At 71.9% G+C, this 20549-nt stretch carries 16 protein-coding genes and 2 pseudogenes; 8 read left to right on the top strand and 10 right to left on the bottom strand.

The features are described 5' to 3' along the window. Positions 1 to 81: 81 nt before the first annotated feature. The 4 genes from rlmB to IOE58_RS07285 form a co-directional block, all read right to left on the bottom strand. Positions 82 to 1077 (bottom strand): 23S rRNA (guanosine(2251)-2'-O)-methyltransferase RlmB, encoded by a 996-nt coding sequence (gene rlmB / locus IOE58_RS07270; protein WP_193865750.1) that lies wholly within the window; start codon positions 1075 to 1077, stop codon positions 82 to 84. A gap of 26 nt (positions 1078 to 1103) precedes the next feature. Continuing rightward, positions 1104 to 2558 (bottom strand): cysteine--tRNA ligase, encoded by a 1455-nt coding sequence (gene cysS, locus IOE58_RS07275; protein WP_193865751.1) that lies wholly within the window; start codon positions 2556 to 2558, stop codon positions 1104 to 1106. 64 nt (positions 2559 to 2622) lie between these two features. Further along, complete coding sequence (locus IOE58_RS07280; RefSeq protein ID WP_193865752.1) at positions 2623 to 3105, bottom strand: phage holin family protein; 483 nt, start codon at positions 3103 to 3105, stop codon at positions 2623 to 2625. An 89-nt stretch (positions 3106 to 3194) separates the two neighbouring features. Next, a complete protein-coding gene (locus IOE58_RS07285; RefSeq protein WP_193865753.1) occupies positions 3195 to 4403 on the bottom strand; it encodes a LacI family DNA-binding transcriptional regulator in 1209 nt (402 codons plus the stop codon). A gap of 113 nt (positions 4404 to 4516) precedes the next feature. Here IOE58_RS07285 and IOE58_RS07290 point away from each other — a divergent pair, with 113 nt between their 5' ends. Together IOE58_RS07290 and IOE58_RS07295 are read left to right on the top strand one after the other, a co-directional pair. Further along, entirely contained in the window at positions 4517 to 5941 is a 1425-nt protein-coding gene (locus IOE58_RS07290; protein ID WP_193865754.1) for a sensor histidine kinase, read from the top strand. Next, a pseudogene (locus IOE58_RS07295) lies at positions 5865 to 6443 on the top strand (response regulator); the annotation flags it as partial. The gene IOE58_RS07290 and the pseudogene IOE58_RS07295, both read left to right, overlap by 77 nt. 886 nt (positions 6444 to 7329) lie before the next feature. On the opposite strand, the gene acs reads toward IOE58_RS07295, so the two are convergent. The 3 genes from acs to IOE58_RS07310 form a co-directional block, all read right to left on the bottom strand. After that, positions 7330 to 9315, bottom strand: a complete 1986-nt coding sequence (acs, locus tag IOE58_RS07300; RefSeq protein ID WP_193865755.1) for an acetate--CoA ligase — start codon at positions 9313 to 9315, stop codon at positions 7330 to 7332. 133 nt (positions 9316 to 9448) lie between these two features. Next, positions 9449 to 10246: a VOC family protein gene (locus IOE58_RS07305; protein ID WP_193865756.1), complete on the bottom strand. Its 798-nt coding sequence runs from the start codon at positions 10244 to 10246 to the stop codon at positions 9449 to 9451. After that, a complete protein-coding gene (locus IOE58_RS07310; RefSeq protein WP_193865757.1) occupies positions 10243 to 10443 on the bottom strand; it encodes a ribbon-helix-helix domain-containing protein in 201 nt (66 codons plus the stop codon). The genes IOE58_RS07305 and IOE58_RS07310 overlap by 4 nt, the downstream gene beginning before the upstream one ends. A gap of 249 nt (positions 10444 to 10692) precedes the next feature. Here IOE58_RS07310 and IOE58_RS07315 point away from each other — a divergent pair, with 249 nt between their 5' ends. The 3 genes from IOE58_RS07315 to IOE58_RS07325 are packed head-to-tail and all read left to right on the top strand — an operon-like array spanning position 10693 to position 13746. After that, complete coding sequence (locus tag IOE58_RS07315) at positions 10693 to 11754, top strand: NADH:flavin oxidoreductase/NADH oxidase (protein WP_193865859.1); 1062 nt, start codon at positions 10693 to 10695, stop codon at positions 11752 to 11754. Positions 11755 to 11800: 46 nt separating this feature from the next. Next, positions 11801 to 12625, top strand: coding sequence for an SDR family NAD(P)-dependent oxidoreductase (locus tag IOE58_RS07320; protein ID WP_193865758.1), 825 nt, complete (start codon positions 11801 to 11803; stop codon positions 12623 to 12625). Continuing rightward, positions 12622 to 13746 (top strand): AMP-binding protein, encoded by a 1125-nt coding sequence (locus IOE58_RS07325; protein ID WP_193865759.1) that lies wholly within the window; start codon positions 12622 to 12624, stop codon positions 13744 to 13746. The genes IOE58_RS07320 and IOE58_RS07325 overlap by 4 nt, the downstream gene beginning before the upstream one ends. On the opposite strand, the gene IOE58_RS07330 is transcribed toward IOE58_RS07325, so the two are convergent. Both IOE58_RS07330 and IOE58_RS07335 read right to left on the bottom strand, forming a co-directional pair. Beyond that, positions 13727 to 15121: an L-serine ammonia-lyase gene (locus IOE58_RS07330; RefSeq protein WP_193865760.1), complete on the bottom strand. Its 1395-nt coding sequence runs from the start codon at positions 15119 to 15121 to the stop codon at positions 13727 to 13729. The two genes, IOE58_RS07325 and IOE58_RS07330, sit on opposite strands and share 20 nt — an antisense overlap. Before the next feature lie 430 nt (positions 15122 to 15551). After that, a pseudogene (locus IOE58_RS07335) lies at positions 15552 to 16574 on the bottom strand (DEAD/DEAH box helicase); the annotation flags it as partial. A gap of 15 nt (positions 16575 to 16589) precedes the next feature. Between IOE58_RS07335 and panD the strand changes: the two are divergent. Together panD and IOE58_RS07345 are read left to right on the top strand one after the other, a co-directional pair. Next, complete coding sequence (gene panD, locus IOE58_RS07340; protein ID WP_193865761.1) at positions 16590 to 16997, top strand: aspartate 1-decarboxylase; 408 nt, start codon at positions 16590 to 16592, stop codon at positions 16995 to 16997. Positions 16998 to 17023: 26 nt separating this feature from the next. Beyond that, on the top strand, positions 17024 to 17950 hold the full coding sequence (locus tag IOE58_RS07345) for an AEC family transporter (RefSeq protein ID WP_193865762.1): 927 nt from the start codon (positions 17024 to 17026) through the stop codon (positions 17948 to 17950). An 87-nt stretch (positions 17951 to 18037) separates the two neighbouring features. Here the strand turns inward: IOE58_RS07345 and IOE58_RS07350 are convergent, their stop codons facing one another. Beyond that, the gene (locus tag IOE58_RS07350; RefSeq protein ID WP_193865763.1) at positions 18038 to 19300 is read right to left on the bottom strand and encodes an ROK family transcriptional regulator; all 1263 of its coding nucleotides are present in this window, start codon (positions 19298 to 19300) and stop codon (positions 18038 to 18040) included. A 385-nt stretch (positions 19301 to 19685) separates the two neighbouring features. Between IOE58_RS07350 and IOE58_RS07355 the strand changes: the two genes are divergently transcribed. Beyond that, on the top strand, positions 19686 to 20543 hold the full coding sequence (locus tag IOE58_RS07355; protein WP_228019259.1) for a carbohydrate ABC transporter permease: 858 nt from the start codon (positions 19686 to 19688) through the stop codon (positions 20541 to 20543). Positions 20544 to 20549: the final 6 nt, after the last annotated feature.

Below are 20549 nucleotides of genomic sequence, written 5' to 3' on the forward strand. Positions count from 1 at the left end.
CCCTGGGGCTGGGCCCCGTGATCCAGCTGGCGCTGCCGTGGGTGACGATCCCGGTGCGCACGGTGGGCGGCAGGCCCGTGCTCAGGCCCGGCCCTTCGCCTGCCGCACCCCCGCGATCTCGTACAGGGCGATGGCGGTGGCGACGGACGCGTTGAGCGACTCGGTGGCCTCCCCCATGGGGATCGACACCACCTGATCGCTGGTCTCCCTCGCGAGGCGGGACAGGCCCTTGCCCTCGGCGCCCACCACCAGCACGGCCGGCTCCGTGCCCAGCTCGAGGTCGCGCGTGGTGACGTCACCGCCGGCGTCCAGGCCCAGCACGAACACTCCCTGCTGCTTGAGGGAGGCCAGTGCCCGGTTGAGGTTGGTCACCTGGGCCACGCGCACACGCGAGGCGGCACCGGCGGCCACCTTGTACACGCTCGCGGTCATGCCGGCACTGCGGCGCTCCGGCAGGATCACGCCGTGGGCACCGAAAGCGCCGGCCGAGCGCAGGATAGCGCCCAGGTTGCGGGGGTCGGTGATGCCGTCCAGCGCCACCAGCAGCGGAGGCTCGAAGGCATCGCGGGCGATGTCCAGCAGCTCGTCCACATCCGCGTACTCGTAGGCGGGGATGGTCAGGGCGACGCCCTGGTGCACGGCGTGGTCGGTGAATCGGTCCAGATCCGTGCGGGAGGCCTCGGCGATGGGCAGACTGCGCGCCCCGGCCAGGCGCAGGATCTCCCGCACCCTCTCGTCCATGTCCAGGCGCTGCATCACGGTGAGCTGGGTGGCCGGGACGTCCTCCTGCAGGGCCTCCAGCACGGAGTTGCGGCCGGCCACCTGGTCGCTGCCGGGCCGGGAACCGTCGCGACGCCCCTTCGCGCGGCCGGCACCGGTCCCGCGGGCGCCCGCTCCCTTCGCCCCGCCGCCCTCCGATCCGGCCTTGCCGGCGAAGGCCTTGTGGCCGGGCCGGTCGGTGGCCTTCGGGGTGGGGCCCTTACCCTCAAGTGCGCGCCGTCGCACCCCGCCGGAGCCGACGGTCGCACCCTTCTTGGTGCGGCGCACGGCGCCGCGGCGTGAGCTGTTGCCTGCCATCGTTCCTCCTCGATCGCGCGGGCCGATCAGTTCTGCTTATCGAGCGACCAGCGGGCGCCGTCAGGGCCGTCCTCGACGCGGATCCCCGCCGCCGTCAGGGCGTCACGGATCTCGTCGGCTCGTGCCCAGTCCTTGGCGGCGCGGGCGGTGGCTCGGGCCGCGAGCTGGGTACGCACCAGCGCGTCCAGCGCCTCGTGATCGCTGTTCCCGACGGTGCCGGCATCGGTCCAGGTCTCCCCCAGCGGGTCCAGGCCCAGCACGTCCAGCATCGCTCGCAGCCGTCCCAGGCCCTGCGCCACCTGCTCGGCATCGCCGCCGGGGGTGGACAGGGCGGTGTTCAGGGCGGAGAGCTCGCGGTGGATCACGGCGAGCGCCTCGGGCACCGTGAGGTCGTCGTCCATGGCGGCGGTGAAAGCCTCGGGCAAGCCCACCTCGGCCAGGCCCGCCTCGGCGGCACCCGCCCGGGTCAGGGGGTGCTCGGCGCCCAGGCGCTCCGCGGCACGGCGAGCGGTGGCGGTGAAGCGCTCCCAGACCACCTCGGCCTCGCGCATGGCGGTGGCGTTGTACTCCACGGTGGCCCGGTAGTGGCCGGAGACCAGGGCCAGGCGCACGGCCGGGGTGGGGTGGGCGCCCAGGGCATCCGCGGCGGTGACGAAGTTGTCCAGGCTCTTGCCCATCTTCAGGCCGTCAACGGTGAGCACCCCGGCGTGCATCCAGGTGCGGGCGAAGCCGTACCCGGCGGCATGGGACTGGGCCTGCTCGTTCTCATGGTGCGGGAAGCGCAGGTCCAGGCCACCGGCGTGGATGTCGAAGGTCTCCCCCAGGTACTTGCGGCTCATGGCGGAGCACTCAAGGTGCCAGCCCGGCCTGCCGCGCCCGAACGGGGTGTCCCAGGAGGCAGTGGCGGGCTCGGTCGGCTTGGCTGCCTTCCACAGGGCGAAGTCGCGGCGATCCCGCTTGCCCGGCTCCATCTGCTCACCGGCGTCCTGCATGTCCTCGAGGGACTGCCGGGTCAGCGAGCCGTAGGTGGGATGGGAGGCCACGTCGAAGTACACCGAGCCGTTGCCGTCGGCGTAGGCGTGGCCGCGCTCGATCAGCAGTTCCATCAGCTCGATCATCTCGGGCACGTGGCCGGTGGCGCGGGGCTCGTAGGTGGGGCGGCGGTTGCCCAGGCGGTCCAGCACGTCCTGGAACTCGCGCTCGAAGCGCAGCGACCAGGCCCACCACTCGGCGCCGGCCTCGGCCGACTTCGCCAAGATCTTGTCGTCGATGTCGGTGACGTTGCGGACGTGGGTGACGGCGAGCCCGCTGCGCTCGAGCCAGCGCACCAGCACGTCGAAGGCCAGGAAGGTGCGCAGGTGCCCCAGGTGCGGCGCGCCCTGCGTGGTGGGGCCGCACACGTACAGCGACACCGCCCCCTCGCGCACCGGGGTGAAGGGTGCGGTGGTGCGGGTGGCGGTGTCGTGCAGCTGGAGGTTCACGCGCACCAGGGTACTGCCCTGATGGGGGCGTGCGTGCTCCCCGGCGTGCCGGGGAGCACGCAGCTCACTCGGTGCGGGCGCTGACCTTCTTGCCGTAGAGCTCCTCGAAGGTGTCGTCGTAGGAGACGGCGTTGCTGCGGCGCTTGCCCTGCACGGCGCCCACCGCGCTCTGGGCGGTCTCGATCGTGGTGGTGGGCGCCTTGATGCGCTTGTACACCAGGAAGGCGACCAGGCCGGCGATCAGGCTCAGCACGATGAACACGCCGGCGATCAGCAGGAACGCACCCCAGTAGGGCATGCCGAGGGCCTCGAGACCGGTGGCGGCGAAGAACAGCAGCATCACCCAGGCCGAGAGCAGCAGGAACAGCAGCACCGCGGCGCAGGCCGCGATGATCCCGGCCTTGATCGCGATCGCCGTGAACTCCTTCTTGGCGATGTCGATCTCGTGGTGGACGACGCCGAGGAGCTCGTCCCGGATGGACTGGACGAGCTCGCCGATGGACCGCTGGGTGGGCGGCGTGCTCGGGTCGTTCGTGGTGTTGATCATGAGCGGAGCCTATCGCAGGAGGGAGGGGCAGTTCAGGTCGTGCAGGACGTGCCGGGGTGTGCACCCACCGCAGGGTGGGCGGGCACACCTCAGTCCACGGAGATGCGCTTGCGGCGCTCCTGGGCGGGGCGGGGTCCGGCGGAGCTGGAGCGGCGCACCACGATGGAGGGCGCCACGGCCACGTCACGGGCGGGTCCCACGTGGCCGGAGACCCGGTCCACCAGGAACTGAGCGGCCAGCGCACCGAGCCGATCGGAGTTGGGGTCCACACTGGTGAGCTGGGCGATGCCGGAGGCGGCCAGGGAGGTGTTGCCGTAGCCGGCCACGGCCAGCTGCTCAGGCACCTCGTACCCTGCCTCCCGGGCGGCGGAGAGCACCCCGATCGCGGTCAGGTCGTTGGCACAGGTGATGGCAGTGGGGACCCGGCTGCCGCGCAGCAGCATCGAACCGGCGGTGTGGCCCACCTGCTCGGTGAAGTCGCCGGGCTCGACGCGCGCCGTCTCGCTGAGGCCGTGGCGCTCCATGGCCTTGCGGAAGCCATCGGCGCGCTCACGGGCCACCTCGGCACCGACCCCGCCGACATGGGCGATCTCGGTGTGGCCCAGCCCCACGAGGTGGTCGACCAGCAGGCCCTGGCCCACCTCGTCGTCGATGCGCACGGTGTCGAAGCGCCCCACGAAGTCGCGCGAGCAGCCGATGCCGACGAAGGGCCGGTCCCCGGTGGCCTCCAGCACGCTGTCCATGTCGGCCAGGTCCGAGATCATCAGGAAGCCGTCCACGCCGAGCCGCACCAGGGACTCGATGGCCTCGGTGTCGGCGGCGACGGGGTACTCGGGCACGCGGCGGCGGGTGGGCACCACCACGGCGGAGCGCCCGGTGGCGGTCAGCTCGATGCGGATGGCACGCACCAGGTCCGAGATCCAGGTGTTGCGCATGGTGTTGACCAGCACGGCCACCACGCCGTGGTGGGAGTCCTCGTCGGCCAGCTCCTCCAGCGGGAAGTTCAGGCGCTCGGCGGCCTCCCGCACCCGGGTGGCCATCAGCGGGCGGATGTCGTCGGTGCCGCGCAGGGCGCGCAGCGCGACCGCGCTGGAGATACCCAGGGAGTCGGCGACATCGCGCAGGGTGCCCCGTGTGGGGCCCTCGTCCTGGGCGATGGACCCGGCGACCTTGTCCTCCTGCTCCACGACCTGGCCGGTGGAGCCGTCGATCCCCGCGGGGCCTCCGCCGTCGGGGGAGGAGCCGTCGGCGGCGGGATCGATGATGTCGTGGGAGGGGCTGCTCGCATCGTTGCTCATGGACACATTCAATCGCACTCCGCACGGGACCGCCGCCCCTGGGGGATTTCCCCCACTGCTTCGACGGGACCTCCCCGTGGGAACCGCGCCCCGGGCGGCCTAGTGTCAGTGCCATGGACCTCACCACCGCCGACACCGCCCCGGTGCACCGACCACGGCTGCGACTGCCGTCCCTGGCCGTGGTCGTCGTCGAGGGCCTGCTGGGCCTCACCTGGGGTTGGATCAGCATCAGTCTGTTCCTGACCGGCGTGGGATCGCTGTTCGCCGCCGGCAGCGGCCTGCTGCTGCTGATCCCATGGGCGGTGCTGATGCAGCTGGCGAACCGGTACGAGCAGCATCGTGCGGCCGGGGTGCACGGCATCGACGTGATCGTCCCCGCCCGGCGCCGCAGCACCCGCACCGGGCTGGGCGGCTGGCTGCACGACCTCTGGCTGGACCTCTCCTCCGGCCCTTTCTGGCGGGGGGTGCTGCACCACCACCTGGCGATGCTCTCGGCGTCGTTCTTCCTGCTGTGCCTGCTGACCCTGCTGTGGGTGTGGTGGGTGGCCGCAGAGCTCGCCCTCGTCCACGGCACCCTCACCCTGGGCACCATCACCGTGCCCGCCTGGGCGCTGGTGCTGATCTCCCTGACCGCCCTGGTGCTCGGTGCTCTCGCCGCCGTGGTGGGCGCCCTGGCGGACAGGGGCCTGGCCCGGGTGATGATCTCCGGCTCCGAGGAGGACCTGCGCGAGCAGGTGGTCGAGCTGACCCACCGCCGTCAGGGCGCGGTCGACGCCGCCGCTCAGGAGCGTGCACGGATCGAGCGGGACCTGCACGACGGCGTCCAGCCGCGCCTGGTGGCGATGGCGATGACCCTGGGCATGGCCAGGAGCGCGATCGCCACCGATCCGCAGCGCGCCACCGACCTGGTCTCCCACGCCCATGCGGAGGCCAAGGGGATCATGGCGGACCTGCGCCAGCTCGCCCGCGGCATCCACCCCGCGGTGCTCGAGGACCGCGGACTGGACGCGGCGCTGTCCGCCCTCGCGGCCCGCTCCTCCGTCCCGGTGGACCTGAGCATCGAGCTGCAGACCCGCCTGGACCGCGAGCGCGAGGCCGTCGCGTACTTCGTGGTGGCCGAGGCGCTGACCAACATCACCAAGCACGCCGACGCCACGCGGGCCGCGGTCTCCCTCACCGAACAGGCAGGAACCCTGCTGGTGCGCATCGAGGACGACGGCCGCGGCGGAGCCCGGGTGCACCGTGACGGCGTCTCCACCGGCCTGGCGGGGCTCACCGACCGGGTGCGAGCCACCGGTGGCCGTCTGGAGCTGACCGATCCCCCCACCGGCACCGGTACCGTCCTGCGGGCCGTGATCCCCTGGACGCCCGCCCCGGGCTCGGCACCGGCGAGCAGTCCGACCATGAACCCGCCCGGGCGCCGTCGACGGACGCCCCCACCCCCACCCAGGAGGCCCTCCGATGAGGATCGTGATCGCCGACGACGCCGTGCTGCTGCGCGCCGGCCTCGAACGGCTGCTGACGGATGCAGGCCATGAGGTGGTCGCCGCGGTGGGGGACGGCACCGCGCTGCTGAGCGCCGTCAGCGCGCACCGGCCGGACCTGGCGGTGATCGACGTGCGCATGCCCCCCACCTTCACCGACGAGGGCGTGCGTGCGGCCACCCTGATGCGCCAGCAGGACCCCGAGGCGGCGCTGCTGGTGCTCTCCCAGTACGTCGAGGAGCGCTACGCCTCCGAGCTGATCGCCGACTCCCCCCGCGGACTGGGCTACGTGCTCAAGGACCGCGTGGCCGACGTCGAGGACTTCCTGGGGGTGGTGGAGACGGTCGGCTCCGGCGGCACCTGGCTGGACCCGGAGGTGGTCCAGCAGATCTTCGTGCGCTCCCGTCGGCGCCGCACCCTCGAGACCCTCAGCCCCCGCGAGCGCGAGGTGCTGGCGCTGATGGCGCAGGGACGCTCCAACCAGGCGATCGCCGATGCGCTGTTCGTCCCCGCCGGCAGCGTCGAGAAGCACATCTCGTCCCTGCTCACCAAGCTCGACCGTGCACCGTCCCCGCGGGTGCGGACCGAGCCGGCCCGGCGCCTCACGCCCTCCCCCGGCGGTGGTCGCGCCTGGCGCACCGTCTCCACGGCGGTGGCCGCCGCCCTCCTGGTCCTGGCACTGCTGGCCCTGGCCGGGGTGTCCGTGACGTCCTGGGCCATCAACCGCGGCTTCGGCGAGGTGGCAGCCACCCATGAGCTGGGGACACCGCCGTCGCTTGCTCTCAGCACCCGCGTGGCCGACGTCCGCCTGGCCGCCTCCCCTGACGTGGATCAGGTGACCCTGGCCCTGGTCGATCCCGGCAGCACCGACCTGCCCGGCCCCGAGGAGACCGCTCGTGCCCGCGTCGCGGTCGAGGGCTCGGCCCAGGGCCCGCGAGTGACCGTCAGCCAGCCCGGCATGAACCGCTTCGGCGGCCTGCTCGACGAGCACCGCGACCTGCTCGTGCTGGTGCCCGAGGGGCACCGCATGGCGGTGGACCTGCGCGCCGACGTGGGCGGGATCGACGCCGCCGGCGAGTTCGCCTCGATCTCCGCGACCTCCGACGTCGGTGACGTGCGCCTGAGCAGCGTCGACGCCCCCGGGGGGATCACCGTGCAGGCCGATGTGGGCTCGGTGGAGCTCGCTCCCGTCGCGTCCGTGCCCGGGGGGATCACGGTGACCTCCAGTCTCGGGGACGTGGACATCGCGCTGCCCCTGGACGCGGAGGGGGACGTGACCGTCACCAACGATGTGGGAGAGGTGTCCATGACCGCCCCCGGCACCGCACGGCGCGTGGTCCGGGCCGGCTCCGACGCGGGAACGGTGGACGTGGACCCGGCGTTCTTGACGGGCGAGGGTGAGGTGATCGGCACCGTGTCGATCACCACCAGCCTCGGTGATATCAGCGTCTCCCGGTGAACCCCTGCTGGATGAGGTCCATCACCGAGGAGTCCGCCAGGGTCTGGGTGTCCCCCACCTGACGGTTCTCGGCGACGTCGCGCAGCAGTCGGCGCATGATCTTGCCGGAGCGGGTCTTGGGAAGCTCGGTCACCAGCAGCACCTTCTTGGGCTTGGCGATCGGCCCGATCTCCCGGCCCACGTGCAGGCGCAGGGCCTCGGCGGCCTTCTCCGCACCGCCGGCGGCCTCGACCTCCTCCAGCGCCTCCTCGCGCAGGATCACGAAGGCCACCACGGCCTGCCCGGTGGTCTCGTCGCTGGCACCGACCACCGCGGCCTCGGCCACCCAGTCGTGGGCCACCAGGGCCGATTCGATCTCGGTGGTGGACAGGCGGTGCCCGGAGACGTTCATGACGTCGTCCACCCGGCCCAGCAGCCAGATGTCGCCGTCCTCATCCTTCTTGGCACCGTCACCGGCGAAGTAGCGGCCCGGGAACCGTGACCAGTAGGTGTCCTTGAAGCGCTGGTCGTCACCCCAGATGCCGCGCAGCATCGCCGGCCACGGCTCGGTGAGCACCAGGTAGCCGGCATCGCCGTCGGCCACCGGGTCCCCGGCGTCGTTGAGGACGTCGGCCCGGATGCCCGGCAGCGGCACCTGGGCGGCGCCGGGCTTGGCGGAGGTGACCCCGGGCAGCGGGGAGATCATGATGGCACCGGTCTCGGTCTGCCACCAGGTGTCCACGATGGGGCAGCGCCCCCCGCCGATCACCCGGTGGTACCAGCGCCACGCCTCGGGGTTGATGGACTCGCCCACGCTGCCCAGCAGGCGCAGGCTGGACAGGTCGAAGCGGCCCGGGATCTCCTCGCCCCACTTCATGGCGGTGCGGATCGCCGTGGGCGAGGAGTAGAACAGGGTGACCTTGTACTTCTCCACCACCTCCCACCAGCGGCCCTGGTGAGGGGTGTCCGGGGTGCCCTCGTAGATCACCTGGGTGGCCCGGTTGGCCAGCGGCCCGTACACCACGTAGGTGTGGCCGGTGACCCAGCCGACGTCCGCCGTGCACCAGTAGACGTCGCTGGAGGGCTTGAGGTCGAACACCGCGCGGTGGGTGTAGGCGGCCTGGGTGAGGTAGCCGCCGGTGGTGTGCACGATCCCCTTGGGCTTACCGGTGGTGCCGGAGGTGTAGAGGATGAACAGCGGGTGCTCGGCCTCCACCCACACGGGCTCGTGATCGGTGGAGGCGCTCTCGCGCGCCTCGTGCCACCACACGTCGCGCCCCTCGGTCCACTCCACCTCGCCGCCGGTGCGGCGCACCACCAGCACCTTCTGGACGGAATCCCCGCCCTTGGCGAGGGCCTCGTCCACAGCGCTCTTCAGGGGCAGGGCCTTGCCGCGGCGGAACTGACCGTCGGCAGTGATCACCGCGGTCGCCTCGGCATCCTCGATGCGCGAGCGCAGTGCGTCGGAGGAGAACCCGCCGAACACCACCGAGTGGGGGGCACCGATGCGGGCGCAGGCCAGCATGGCGATGACAGCCTCGGGGACCATGGGCAGGTAGATCGCCACCCGGTCCCCGGTGCGCACGCCCAGATCGCCCAGCACGTTGGCCATGCGGGAGACCTCCTCGCGCAGCTGGGCGTAGGTGTAGCGGGCATCGCTGCCGTCCTCGTACTCCGCCAGCAGCGCCACCTGCTCGCCGTGGCCGGCCTCCACATGGCGGTCCACGCAGTTGTAGCAGGCGTTCAGGGTGCCGTCGGCGAACCACTTCGCGAACGGCGGGTTCGACCAGTCCAGGGTATGGGTGAACGGGGTCTTCCAGCTCAGCACCGAGGCACGGGAGCGCCAGAAGGCCAGGCGGTCGCGCTCGGCCTCACCGTACAGGGAGGGGCGGGCCACGGCGTGCTCGACGAACTCCGAGGGCGGCGGGTAGACCGCCTGCTCCTCCTGCTCCTGGGGCGTGGCGTCGGCACCGGTGGGGGCGTCGGACATCTGGCTCTCCTGCTGCGTCTGGATCCCGCAGGATGGTCCCGCGGCGGTGGGCGTTGGTGAACGCGCCCACGCTATCGCACTGAGACCTGAGACACAGAGCCGGATCCGCCGTGCGATCGCCGGGTCGGCGCGGTCAGGTTCGCGGATGGATCTCCAGATGCTTCCCGTCGGGGTCGGTGACGTGGACGGACCGCACCTCGTCCTCCACCACCCGGGCGTCGTGGCCGGCGTCCCGCAGCCGGGCGGCAAGCGCATCGAGGTCCTCGGCGGTCTCGAATCCCAGGCGCACCAGGGCGATGTCCCCGAACTCGGTACCGGAGGGGCGCGAGACGCGGTCGTCCTCCCCACCGGGGGCGTGCAGGCCGATCGTGCCCGCGCCCGGGGCGGACAGCGCCTGCCACCACTGGTCGCCCGCACCGGCAGGCGCGAAGCCGAGCGCGGCGAAGAAGTCGACATCCCGGTCGCGGTCAGGACCCTCGGCACTGACCCGGACGGCGGTGACGGACAGGCGATCGTCCACCTGGGCGTCCGCCCCACCATGCCCGAGGTAGCCGTACAGGTCCCGCTGCTGCTCGTTGATGGCGATGTCCTCACCGCGGGGACCGCGCACGGCGCCCTGGCGCCCGTAGGTCTCGTCCCACACGCGCACCTCGAGCCCCCGGTCGCGCAGCTGGGCTGCGGCGGCATCGGTGTCCACGACGGACAGGCACAGCTGGGTCTCCCCCGCGGGTGCTGCGGTCTCGGCGTGCTCGGCGGTGTGGACCATGACGCGACCCCCGCCGCCGGCGACCATCTCGGCGAAAGTGCCGCCCTCGGTGGTCACCACCGGCGCCATGCCGAGGGTGCGCAGGAAGGCGATCATGGCGGGGGCGTCGTCGGTGAAGCGCAGGGGGTACACGGTGAAGGCAGCGGTGGGGTGCTGGGCGGTCATCGGGGCTCCTCGGTGCAGTGGGGGCGAGCATCGTGGGGATGGTCGAGGTACTGGGTGAGCGCTCGGCGCACGAGGTCGCTCAGACTCGAGGACTCGTCGATCGCACGGTGCTTGACGGCGATCACGAGTTCCTGCGGCAGATAGACGTTGAACTGGACCTTGGACGGGGTCGGTGATGAGTCCGACGGTGCTGACATGCGAGAAAGCTAGCAAGCTTGCACCGCGTCGGCAAGGGGCACCCCCAGAGCGTCCCGAGAGGTCTCAGAACGGGCATTGCGACCCAGGTGACGCGCTACCGTAGAGGGACCATGGTCCCTGAACTCGCTCCCGTCGGCCCCGCGCGCCGCCCTCCGGTGCGCAGCACTCCCCCGGCATCGAGGGCGACGGAGGCCGAGCTTCCGCGCAGTGCTCCGCCCGCCGATGTCACCCCGGCCCTGTTCACCCCGATGTCCCTGCGGGAGCTGAAGATCCGCAACCGCATCTGGCTGGCCCCCATGTGCCAGTACTCGGTCGAGGCCAAGGACGGGATCCCCACCGACTGGCACCTGATGCACCTGGGTGCCCGTGCCGCCGGCGGATTCGGACTGCTGATCACCGAGGCCACGGCCGTGTGCCCGCAGGGCCGCATCTCGCCGCAGGACACCGGCCTGTGGAACGACGACCAGATGCACTCCTGGTCCCGCATCGTCTCCTTCTGCCAGGCACAGGGAGCGAAGGTCGCGGTGCAGCTCGCCCACGCGGGCCGCAAGGCCTCGACCTGGCCGTCCCTGCCCCGCTACGCCGGCCGCCACGGCACGATCCCCGAGCTCGCCGGAGGCTGGCGCACGGTGGGCCCCACCGACGAGCCGTTCCCCGGCCTCGACCCGCCCGAGGTCCTGGATCGGGCCGGGATCACCGCTCTGATCGACGACTTCGTGACTGCCGCCCGCCGCGCTGAACAGGCCGGCTTCGACGCCGTGGAGCTGCACTTCGCCCACGGGTACCTGGTGCACGAGTTCCTCTCCCCCCTGGTCAACACCCGCAGCGACGAGTACGGCGGCGACGACGCGGGGCGCAGGCGGCTCGCCCTGGAGATCGCCGAGGCCGTCCGGCAGGTGTGGCCCGCGCACAAGCCGCTGATCGTGCGGATCAGCGCCACGGACTGGATCGACGGCGGCTGGCACACCCGGCATTCCATCGAGCTGGCCTGCGCCCTGTCCCGGATCGGGGTGGATGCCCTGCACGTCTCCACCGGTGGTGCCGTGATCGCCGACATCGCGGTCAAGGCCGAGTACCAGGTGGGGTTCGCCCGGTCGATCCGCGAGGCCACGGACATCCCCGTGGCCGCCGTCGGACTGATCACGGACCCCCACGGAGCGCAGCAGATCCTCGAGCGCGGCGACGCGGACGCGGTGGCACTGGGGCGCGTGGCGATGCGCGAGCCTGCCTGGCCGCAGCGCGCCGCCCACGGGCTCGGGGTGCGCGACGGCTCGCTGTACCCGGGCCCGTACCGCCGCGGCTCCTGGTGAGGCGCGGCGCACCCACGAGCCCTCCCCGGTGTGGTGGACTGATCGCATGATCGTCCTCACCGGTGCCACCGGCGGCATCGGCACCGCCCTGGCCCTGGCCCTCGCCCGGCGCGGTAAGCACCTCGTCCTCTCGGCCCGCGACGAGGCACGCCTGCAGGCCCTGGCGGCGCGGGTGCGCGAGGCCGGCGGGACCGCCACCGTCCATGCCTGCGACCTGCGCGACCAGGAGGCGGTCTCACACATGGCGGCAGCGATCCTGCAGGACGGTGTGCCCGAGGCGGTGATCGCGCTGGCCGGGCACTCGATCCATCGCGGCCTCAGCGAGACCTTCGGGCGGCCCCATGACCTGGTGCGCCTGGCCGGCACCAACCTTTTGGGCCCGGCCACGCTGATCCTGGCGCTGCTGGAGCCGATGTGCGCCCGTGGAAGAGGCCGGGTGGTGGCCGTCACCAGCGCGACCACCCGCATCCCCACCCCGGGCTGGGCCGCCTACGCGGCCACCAAGAGCGGGCTGGACACCTGGCTGCGGGCCCTGCGCCCGGAGGCCTCCGCCCGCGGCGTGGGCATCTGCGTGGTGGAGATGCCACTGGTGGCCACCGCGATGGCCGCCCCCACCTACGGCTCCGATCCTCGGACCGCCCTCAGCCCCGAGCAGGCAGCGGCGATGGTGCTGCGGGCCCTGGACGGCGATCGCAGCCTGATCTCGCCGTGGTGGGCGCGGATCGGGGCCGTGGTGTCCCAGGCCGCACCGGCGCGCTCCGCTCATCTGGCCGGCAGGGGCCAGGGCTGGGTCGCCCGGCTGCTCCGCCGCGACCGATCGGCCCGCCCGTTCCGCTCGCTGCGACACCGGGCTCCGGAGCGTCGGTCATGAGGATCCTCCAGGCCCGCACCGCCCTGCGCCTGCGGGCCCGTCTGCAGCCCCGCCGGGTGGTCCTCACCGACGCCAAGGGAGAGCTGACGGCACGCGACCTCGACGGGATCACCGCGCTGATGCACCGCGGCCGCACGGCCACCTCCGCACGGTCCGTGCCGCGCTGCCCGCCGCAGGTGGCCGAGCTGCCCCCCGACGCTCCGCTGCGGCAGGTCCTGGCGACTGCGCTCACCGCCGGCGACGAGCTGGAGATGCGGTCCAGCGGCAGCACCGGCCCTCCCCACCTGCAGCGCCGGGGACCGCTCTCGGCGGCCCAGCTGCGCACCCTGAGGGACCTGGCCCGTCGGATCGGGCTGCGCGGCGGCGCCAGCATCGCCAGCGCCGCCCCGGGCGTGCACGGCCATGGCCTGCTGGTGGGTCTGGGGGCACTGGTGCTGGGCTCCCCTCTGGTGGACCTGAGCCACCTGCGCCCGGCCCAGCGCGTGCAGCTGCTCCACCGCGAGCGCCCCCAGCTGCTGACCGGTGTCCCCGTGCACCTGGCGGACGTCCTCGCCGCTGATCAGGAGCATGCCCGCGGGCGTCCCCTGCAGATCCCCCGGGTGATCTCCGGCTCCGACGTGCTGCCCGCGGCGCTGCGCGCGGATCTGGCCCGACACTTACGGGCGCGGGTGCACGACGTGTACGGCACCACGGAGACCGGTCCGATCGCCGTGGACGGGCGGCCGCTGGCCGGGGTTCGGATCCGCGAGCAGGACGGTCTGCTGATCGTGCGCACCCCCTTCACCGGGGGCAAGGAGCTGGTGACCGACCGCGGGCACCTCGATAAGCAGGGCCGGGTACGGGTGACCGGCCGGGCCGACGGCGCCGTCTCCTCCGGGGGGATGCTGCACGACCCGCGGGCGGTGGCCCGCCTGCTGGTCTCGCATCCAGGCGTGGCGGCAGTGCGCCTGCGGGTGGTGGAGGACGAGCGCTTCGGGGCGCGCACCGTCGCCGAGGTCACGCCCTCACCGGGCGAGGCCGCCGTGCCGACGGGCCAGGAGCTGCGCTCCCTGGTGCGGGACCGGCTGGGTGCGGCCGCGGTACCCCGCGAGGTGGTGCTGCTCAGCAGTCCGGGCGACTGACCGGCACCGCGGTGACGGCCAGGCCGCCCATGGCCGTCTCCTTGTAGCGCTCGTTCATGTCCTTTCCGGTCTGGCGCATGGTCTCGATGACCGTGTCCAGGGACACGAAGTGCTCCCCCGTGCCGCGCAGTGCGAAGCGGGCGGCGGTGATCGCCTTGACGGCGGCCATGGCATTGCGCTCGATGCACGGGACCTGCACCAGGCCCGCCACCGGGTCGCAGGTCAGGCCGAGGTTGTGCTCCATGGCGATCTCCGCGGCGTTCTCCACCTGGGCGGGCTTGCCGCCCATCGCCTCGCACAGGGCCGCGGCCGCCATCGAGCAGGCCGATCCCACCTCGCCCTGGCAGCCCACCTCGGCACCCGAGATGGAGGCGTGCTCCTTGTACAGCGAGCCGATCGCGCCGGCGGTCAGCAGGAACCGCACCGCGATCTCGTCCGGGTCCACACCCTCGATGTACGTGGTGGCGAAGTGCATCACCGCCGGGATGATGCCGGCGGCACCGTTGGTGGGGGCGGTGACCACGCGGCCACCGGCGGCGTTCTCCTCGTTGACGGCCAGCGCGGCCAGGGACACCCACTCGAAGGCGTTCATGGGCAGTTTGACCGGGTCCTCGGCGCTGAGCGACTCGTACCAGGACGCCGCGCGGCGCTTGACCTCGAGGCCGCCGGGCAGCACGCCGTGCGTGCTCACGCCCCGCTCGATGCACCCGCTCATGGTGCGCCAGATCTCCAGTGCCCCGGTGCGGATCTCCTCGTCGCTGCGCCACTGCCGCTCCCGCATCAGCATCGCCTCGGAGATCGAGATGCCGCGCTCCTCGCACACCCGCAGCAGCTCGGCGCCGGTGGTGAAGATGGCACTGCCCTGCTCCTCGGAGGCGACGTCCGCCATCGACTGGTCCATGTCGGCCTCGTCGACCACGAAGCCGCCGCCCACCGAGAACATGGGGCGTCGCAGCAGCTCCTCACCGTCGGCGTCCAGCGCGATGAAGGTCATGCCGTTGGAGTGCTGGGGCAGAAAGGTCAGGGGGTGCAGCACGATGCTGCTGGGACGCAGGGAGACCGGCACCCGGCCGTCCAGCAGCAGCCCGCCCTCCCGTTCGATCGTGGCCACCCGTTCCCGACCCGCCACCGGGTCCACCGTCTCGGGGTCCGCACCCTCCAGGCCCATGACCACGGCATCGAGCGTGCCGTGACCGTGGGTGGTGGCGGCGAGAGAGCCGTACAGGTGCCCGGCCACGTCGGCGAGGCGCGGGGCCACCTGCTGGTCCTCGAGCACCTGGCTGGCGAACATCGCCGCGGCCCGCATCGGACCCACCGTATGGGAGCTGGAGGGCCCGATGCCGATCTTGAACAGGTCGAACAAACTGATGCTCATCGCGATCCCTTCCCTCTACCGCGGCCGGAGCGGCAGCGCGGGGCGCCGCCCCGGGACGCGATGCGGGATCCTCCTCCCAGGAGGCGCGACGCTCCTCATTGGCCCTGCGCTCCTCGGCACGGGAGGCGTCGGCACCGGCGCGGCGGCCACCGCGGGTCAGGTCGAGCTTGCGGGGCGCGCCCTTGTACTTCGTCATGGCCGGGTCCTCGACCGGCTCCCCGGAGGGACGGCACCCGCCGAGCGCGACCAGCACCGGGGCCTCGGCGTCCGCGACCTCGTCCCAGCCAGGCTCCACCTTGGCGCCCTCGACCACGGAGCGGGTCTTTGCCACCTGATGAGGCAGGGCGAGGGTGACCACGGTGCCCTCCGCACCCGCCCGGGCGGTGCGACCGGAGCGGTGCACGTACTCCTTGACGTCGTCGGCCGGATCCACGTGCACCACCATGGTGACGTCGTCGATGTGCAGGCCACGGGCGGCCACGTCGGTGGCCACCAGCACGGGGAAGGCTCCCTGTCGGAAGCCGGCGAGCACATTGGTGCGCAGCCCCTGCTGCTTGCTGCCGTGGAGGGCGGCTGCCGCGATGCCCACCTCCACCAGTTCCCGGGCCACGCGCTCGGCCCCCAGCTGAGTGCGGGTGAACAGCAGCGTGCGGCCCCGCCGCGCGGCCAACCGCGCGGTGACCTCGCGCTTGGCAGAGGGATCGATGGCCAGCACGTGGTGCTGCATGGTGGCCACCGCCGCCGCCACCGGCACGGTCTCGTGGGAGACCGGATCCACCAGGAAGGCATCCACGATCTCCTCCACCTGACCGTCGAGGGTGGCGGAGAACAGCATCTTCTGGGTGCCCATGGGGACAGCGGCCAGGATGTCCCGCACCTGCGGCAGGAAGCCGAGGTCGGCCATGTGGTCGGCCTCGTCGATCACGGTGGTCTCCACACGGTCTAGCATCAGGGCGCCGCGCTCGGCCAGATCGATCAGCCGGCCCGGGGTCGCCACGATGATCTCCACCCCCCGGGCCACCGCATCGGCCTGCTTCTCGATGCTCATCCCGCCGGCCACCAGCTGGGCCCTGATCCCCAGTGCCCGGGCGAAGGGGTGGATGGTGTCCACCACCTGCACGGCCAGTTCACGGGTGGGCACCAGCACCACCCCGAGGGGACGGCGCCGGTGGACCTTGCGGCCCCGGAAGCGGGAGGTCATCGCCAGGGTGAAGGCGAGGGTCTTGCCGGAGCCGGTCTCCGCGCGGGCCAGCACGTCGCGGCCGGCGAGGGCATCGGGCAGGATCGCCTCCTGAATCTCGAAGGCACGGTCCAGCCCCTGCTCGGTGAGGACACCGAGCACTTCCTCGGGCAGGGCCATGTCCTCGAAACGCTGGGAACGGTGGGCCGATCGGCGGCGTGCCTTGGGCATCGTGATTCTCCTGACGGTGGGGCGGTACCCATCATCGCGCATGCGAGACTGGGGACGATGCTGCGCACAATGATGACCTCCAAGATCCACCGGGCCACCGTCACCCAGGCCGACCTCCACTACGTGGGGTCGGTGACGATCGACGCCGACCTGCTGGAGGCCGCCGGGATCCTGGAGAACGAGCAGGTCTCCATCGTGGACATCACCAACGGCTCGCGCCTGGAGACCTACGCCATCACCGGCGAGCGCGGATCCGGCCAGATCAGCATCAACGGTGCGGCCGCCCACCTGGTGAAGCCAGGGGATCTGGTGATCATCATCGCCTACGGCATGTTCGAGGACGCCGAGGCGCGCAGCCACCAGCCCACCGTGGTGCACGTGGACGGCGAGAACCGCATCGTGCAGATCGGCAACGATCCCGCTCAGCCCGTGCCCGGCATGCCGGGCCAGGTCGCCAGCCGCTGATGCAGGCCCGCTCGGGGATCTGAACCGTGTCGGGCGTCCTCAGCGGCTTCTTCATCGTCTGGGCCCTGATCGGGGTGGGCTGGCTGACGGCCCGCACCGGCGTGCTGGGCCCGCACGCGCGGTACGTGCTGAACCGCACCACCTTCTTCCTGGCCTCTCCTGCACTGGTGCTGGTGGGGCTGCTGCAGTCCGAGCCCACCGAGGTGCTGTCGACCCCCATGCTGGTGGCGGCCCTCGCGGGCCTGAGCACAGGCGCCGTGCTGCTGGTCGCACTGCGGGTGCTGACCTCCCGGCGGGGTGTGGACCTGGTGGTCGCGGCGATCAGCGGATCGGTGGTCAACGGCGCGAACATGGGCTTCCCGATCGCCCTCTACGTGCTGGGGGACATCTCGCACGCGATCCCGGTGATCCTGTTCCAGCAGGCGGTGTACACCCCGCTGTACCTGTTCGTGCTGCATTCCCTCACCCAGGAGCGCCGACCGGGCCCGGCCGGGGTGGCGCGCACCATCCTGGCCAATCCCACGATCATCGCCTCGGCCGTGGGACTGGCGCTCTCGGCAGCGGGGGTCCAGCTGCCGGAGGTGGCGCTGCAGCCGGTGCGCTCCCTCGCGGACATGGCGATCCCGGCCATGCTGCTGGCCTACGGGCTGTCGCTGCACGGCTCTCGCCCCTTCGCCCGGGACGACGGCTACCGGGGCCTGATCGCGGCGTCCTCGACCACCAAGCTCGTGGTGATGCCGCTGATCGCCCTGGGGATCGGCGCCGCGCTGGGCCTGCGGGGGCAGGATCTGTACGAGGTGGTGGTGATGGCCGCACTGCCCACCGCGCAGAACGTGTTCGTGGCTGCGGCTCGCTACGAGGCCGCCGAGAACCTCGCCCGGGACACGGTGCTGGTGACCACCGTCGGCACCGTGGTGGTGCTGATGGTGCTGGCCGTCGCCCTGGGGGCCTGACCAGCCACGTTCAACTCCTGGTGGACCAGCGAGAACGCCGTCGCCTGAGAGCCGGCGGGCGGGCCGGTCGGCGGCTCACCCGCACCCTCACACCGCCGCGACGGGACGCCCCACGGGCTGCCCTGCCGCGGCGGTGGGTGTCTCCGGGGCCAGCTCCTGGTCCAGGAACAGGCTGGCCGCCCCCACCGCACCGGCCTCGTTGCCGAGCCGCGAGCTGTCGGGCTCCGCTCTCCCCTGCTGCCTCCACTCGGCCAGTGCCTCCCGGATCGGCGGCATCCCGTGCTCGCGCAGGTGCATCCAGGTCGGGCCACCCACGATGATGCGGTCGGGGTCGTGGATGCCCACCAGGATCTGGAGCGCCTCCCCGAGAGCGGCACCGTGCTCACGGATCACGGAGCAGGCCCCCGGATGCCCGGCACCTGCGCTCTTTCCGATGGCCTCCATCGCGTGCGGGACAGGAGTATCGGCAGGCAGGTGCACGCCTGCCTCGCGAGCCCGCTCCATGAGCGGCAGGGCGTCGGTGTAGAGGCTCAGGCACCCGTGCCTTCCGCAGGTGCACCGACAATCGGCGCGGCCGATGGGCAGGTGCCCGATCTCCCCCGCCTGGGTGGTGCCGCCGCGATGCACCTGCCTCCCCCCGCTCACGGCGGAGCCCACCCCGTGGCCCACGTAGATGTACAGCACCGTCTCATCGGAGGGCAGGTGCTCGGTCCAGATCTCGCCCGTGAGAACGGCGTTGGTGTCCTTGTCCAACAGGCAGGGCAACCCGGTGGCCGCCTGCAGGGCATCGACCACGGCGACGTTCCGCCAGCCCGGGATCCACGGGGGATCGATCACGACGCCGGTGGTCGAATCCAGCGCGGCCGGGGCCGCGATCCCCACGCCGAGCAGCAGCCGGCGGCCGTTCCTGCCCTGCCCTGGCTGCTGCGGCGGCCGCACCGCGTCGATGCGGGCCGCCAGCTGGTCGATGGCCTCCCCGATCTGCCGGATGTCCTGCGCTGGATCGGCGGAGGGCGCGGGGAGCCGGGTGCCGGCCAGCGGGCGTGCCAGCAGATCGCACACCACCACGGACACGTAGGCGGGATCCAGGTGCACCCCGATCGCAAGCCGCGAGTCGGCCACCACGCGCAGCAGCGTGGTCGGCTTCCCGCGACCGCTGACCTGTCGTCCCGCCGTCTCCACCAGCCCCTCGGCGAGCAGCCGGCGGGTGATCAGCGAGACGGCCTGCCGGGAGAGGTTGCTGCGGCGAACCACCTCGGCCTGTCCGATCCCCTCCGGGGCCTCACGGATCATCTGCAGCACGAGCTTCTCGTTGTATGCGCCGATGTCCGTCATCGACGAACCCCGCATCGCTCCTCCGTCCCTCGCGCTATGCGACCCCGCGCCTCCGCATGGCCGGCTGTTTCGGACGGGTGTCGGCGTGTTGTTGATTAAGTCCATCAGTGTGAGTAACGTACCTCACACGGGACGGCGCGGTCCCCCTCCTCTTCGGGTGGCCGCGCGGGCGCCAGCCCACCGTCTCCGCAGGTCCGCGCCGACGATGGCGCGGCGACGAACGGAAAGGAGCGCCATGAGCGCGAGCGCCACCACCGGGGGGACTCCGGGAACGGGGGCACCCGGGGCGGGGCCATCAGCGGGGATCACACCTCAGGCCGGCCCACGCGCCCCCGACCCGGACGGGACCCGCACACGAGGACGCACGAAGCTCAGCGGACGCGAGAAGCGGAACCTCCGGATGGGCCTGCTGTTCATCTCACCGTGGATCATCGGCGTCCTGGTCTTCGTGATCTACCCCCTGATCTACTCCTTCGTGATCAGCCTGACCCAGTACTCCGGGATGCAGACCCCCACCTTCATCGGCCTGCAGAACTACGTGAGCGCCATTGCGGATCCGCTGGTGCGGACCGCCGTGGGCAACACGGCGTACTACATGGCGATCGCCGTGCCTCTGGGGCTGGTCATCGCCCTGCTGCTGGCTTTGGCCATGAACCGCAATGTGCGGGAGGTGGCGCTGTACCGCACCCTGCTGTACCTGCCCTCGCTGATCCCGATGTTCGCGATGTCGTTCATCTTCATCGTGTTCGTGAACCCCCAGTTCGGCATCGTCAACCAGTTCCTGGGCCTGTTCGGGATGCCGGACACCAACCTGCTGGGCGAGCCGCGGTACGCGAAGCTGGTCATGATCATCATGGCGCAGCTGGGTGCCGGCAATGCGGCGCTCATCTACCTGGCGGGCCTGCGGAACATCCCCGAGACCCTTTATGAGGCCGCCCGCATCGACGGCGCCTCCCGGTTCCGGCAGTTCCTCTCGATCACCATCCCGCTGCTGACCCCCACGATCCTGTTCAACCTGATCACGGGAGTCTCCGGCGCCATGATGGTGTTCACCGAGGCCTACATCATGACCAACGGCGGTCCGGACAACTCGACCCTGTTCTACATGCTGTACCTGTACCGCAACGCCTTCTCCTACGGTCAGCTGGGCTATGCCTCTGCCCTTGCGGTGCTCCTGTTCCTGTTCGGCATGCTGCTGGCAGGGCTCATCTACTGGCTCTCCCGCCGGTTCGTGAACTACGACGTGTCGGCCGGCTGAGGAAGA

The organism is Brachybacterium epidermidis (assembly GCF_015209585.1).
Lineage (GTDB): Bacteria > Actinomycetota > Actinomycetes > Actinomycetales > Dermabacteraceae > Brachybacterium > Brachybacterium epidermidis.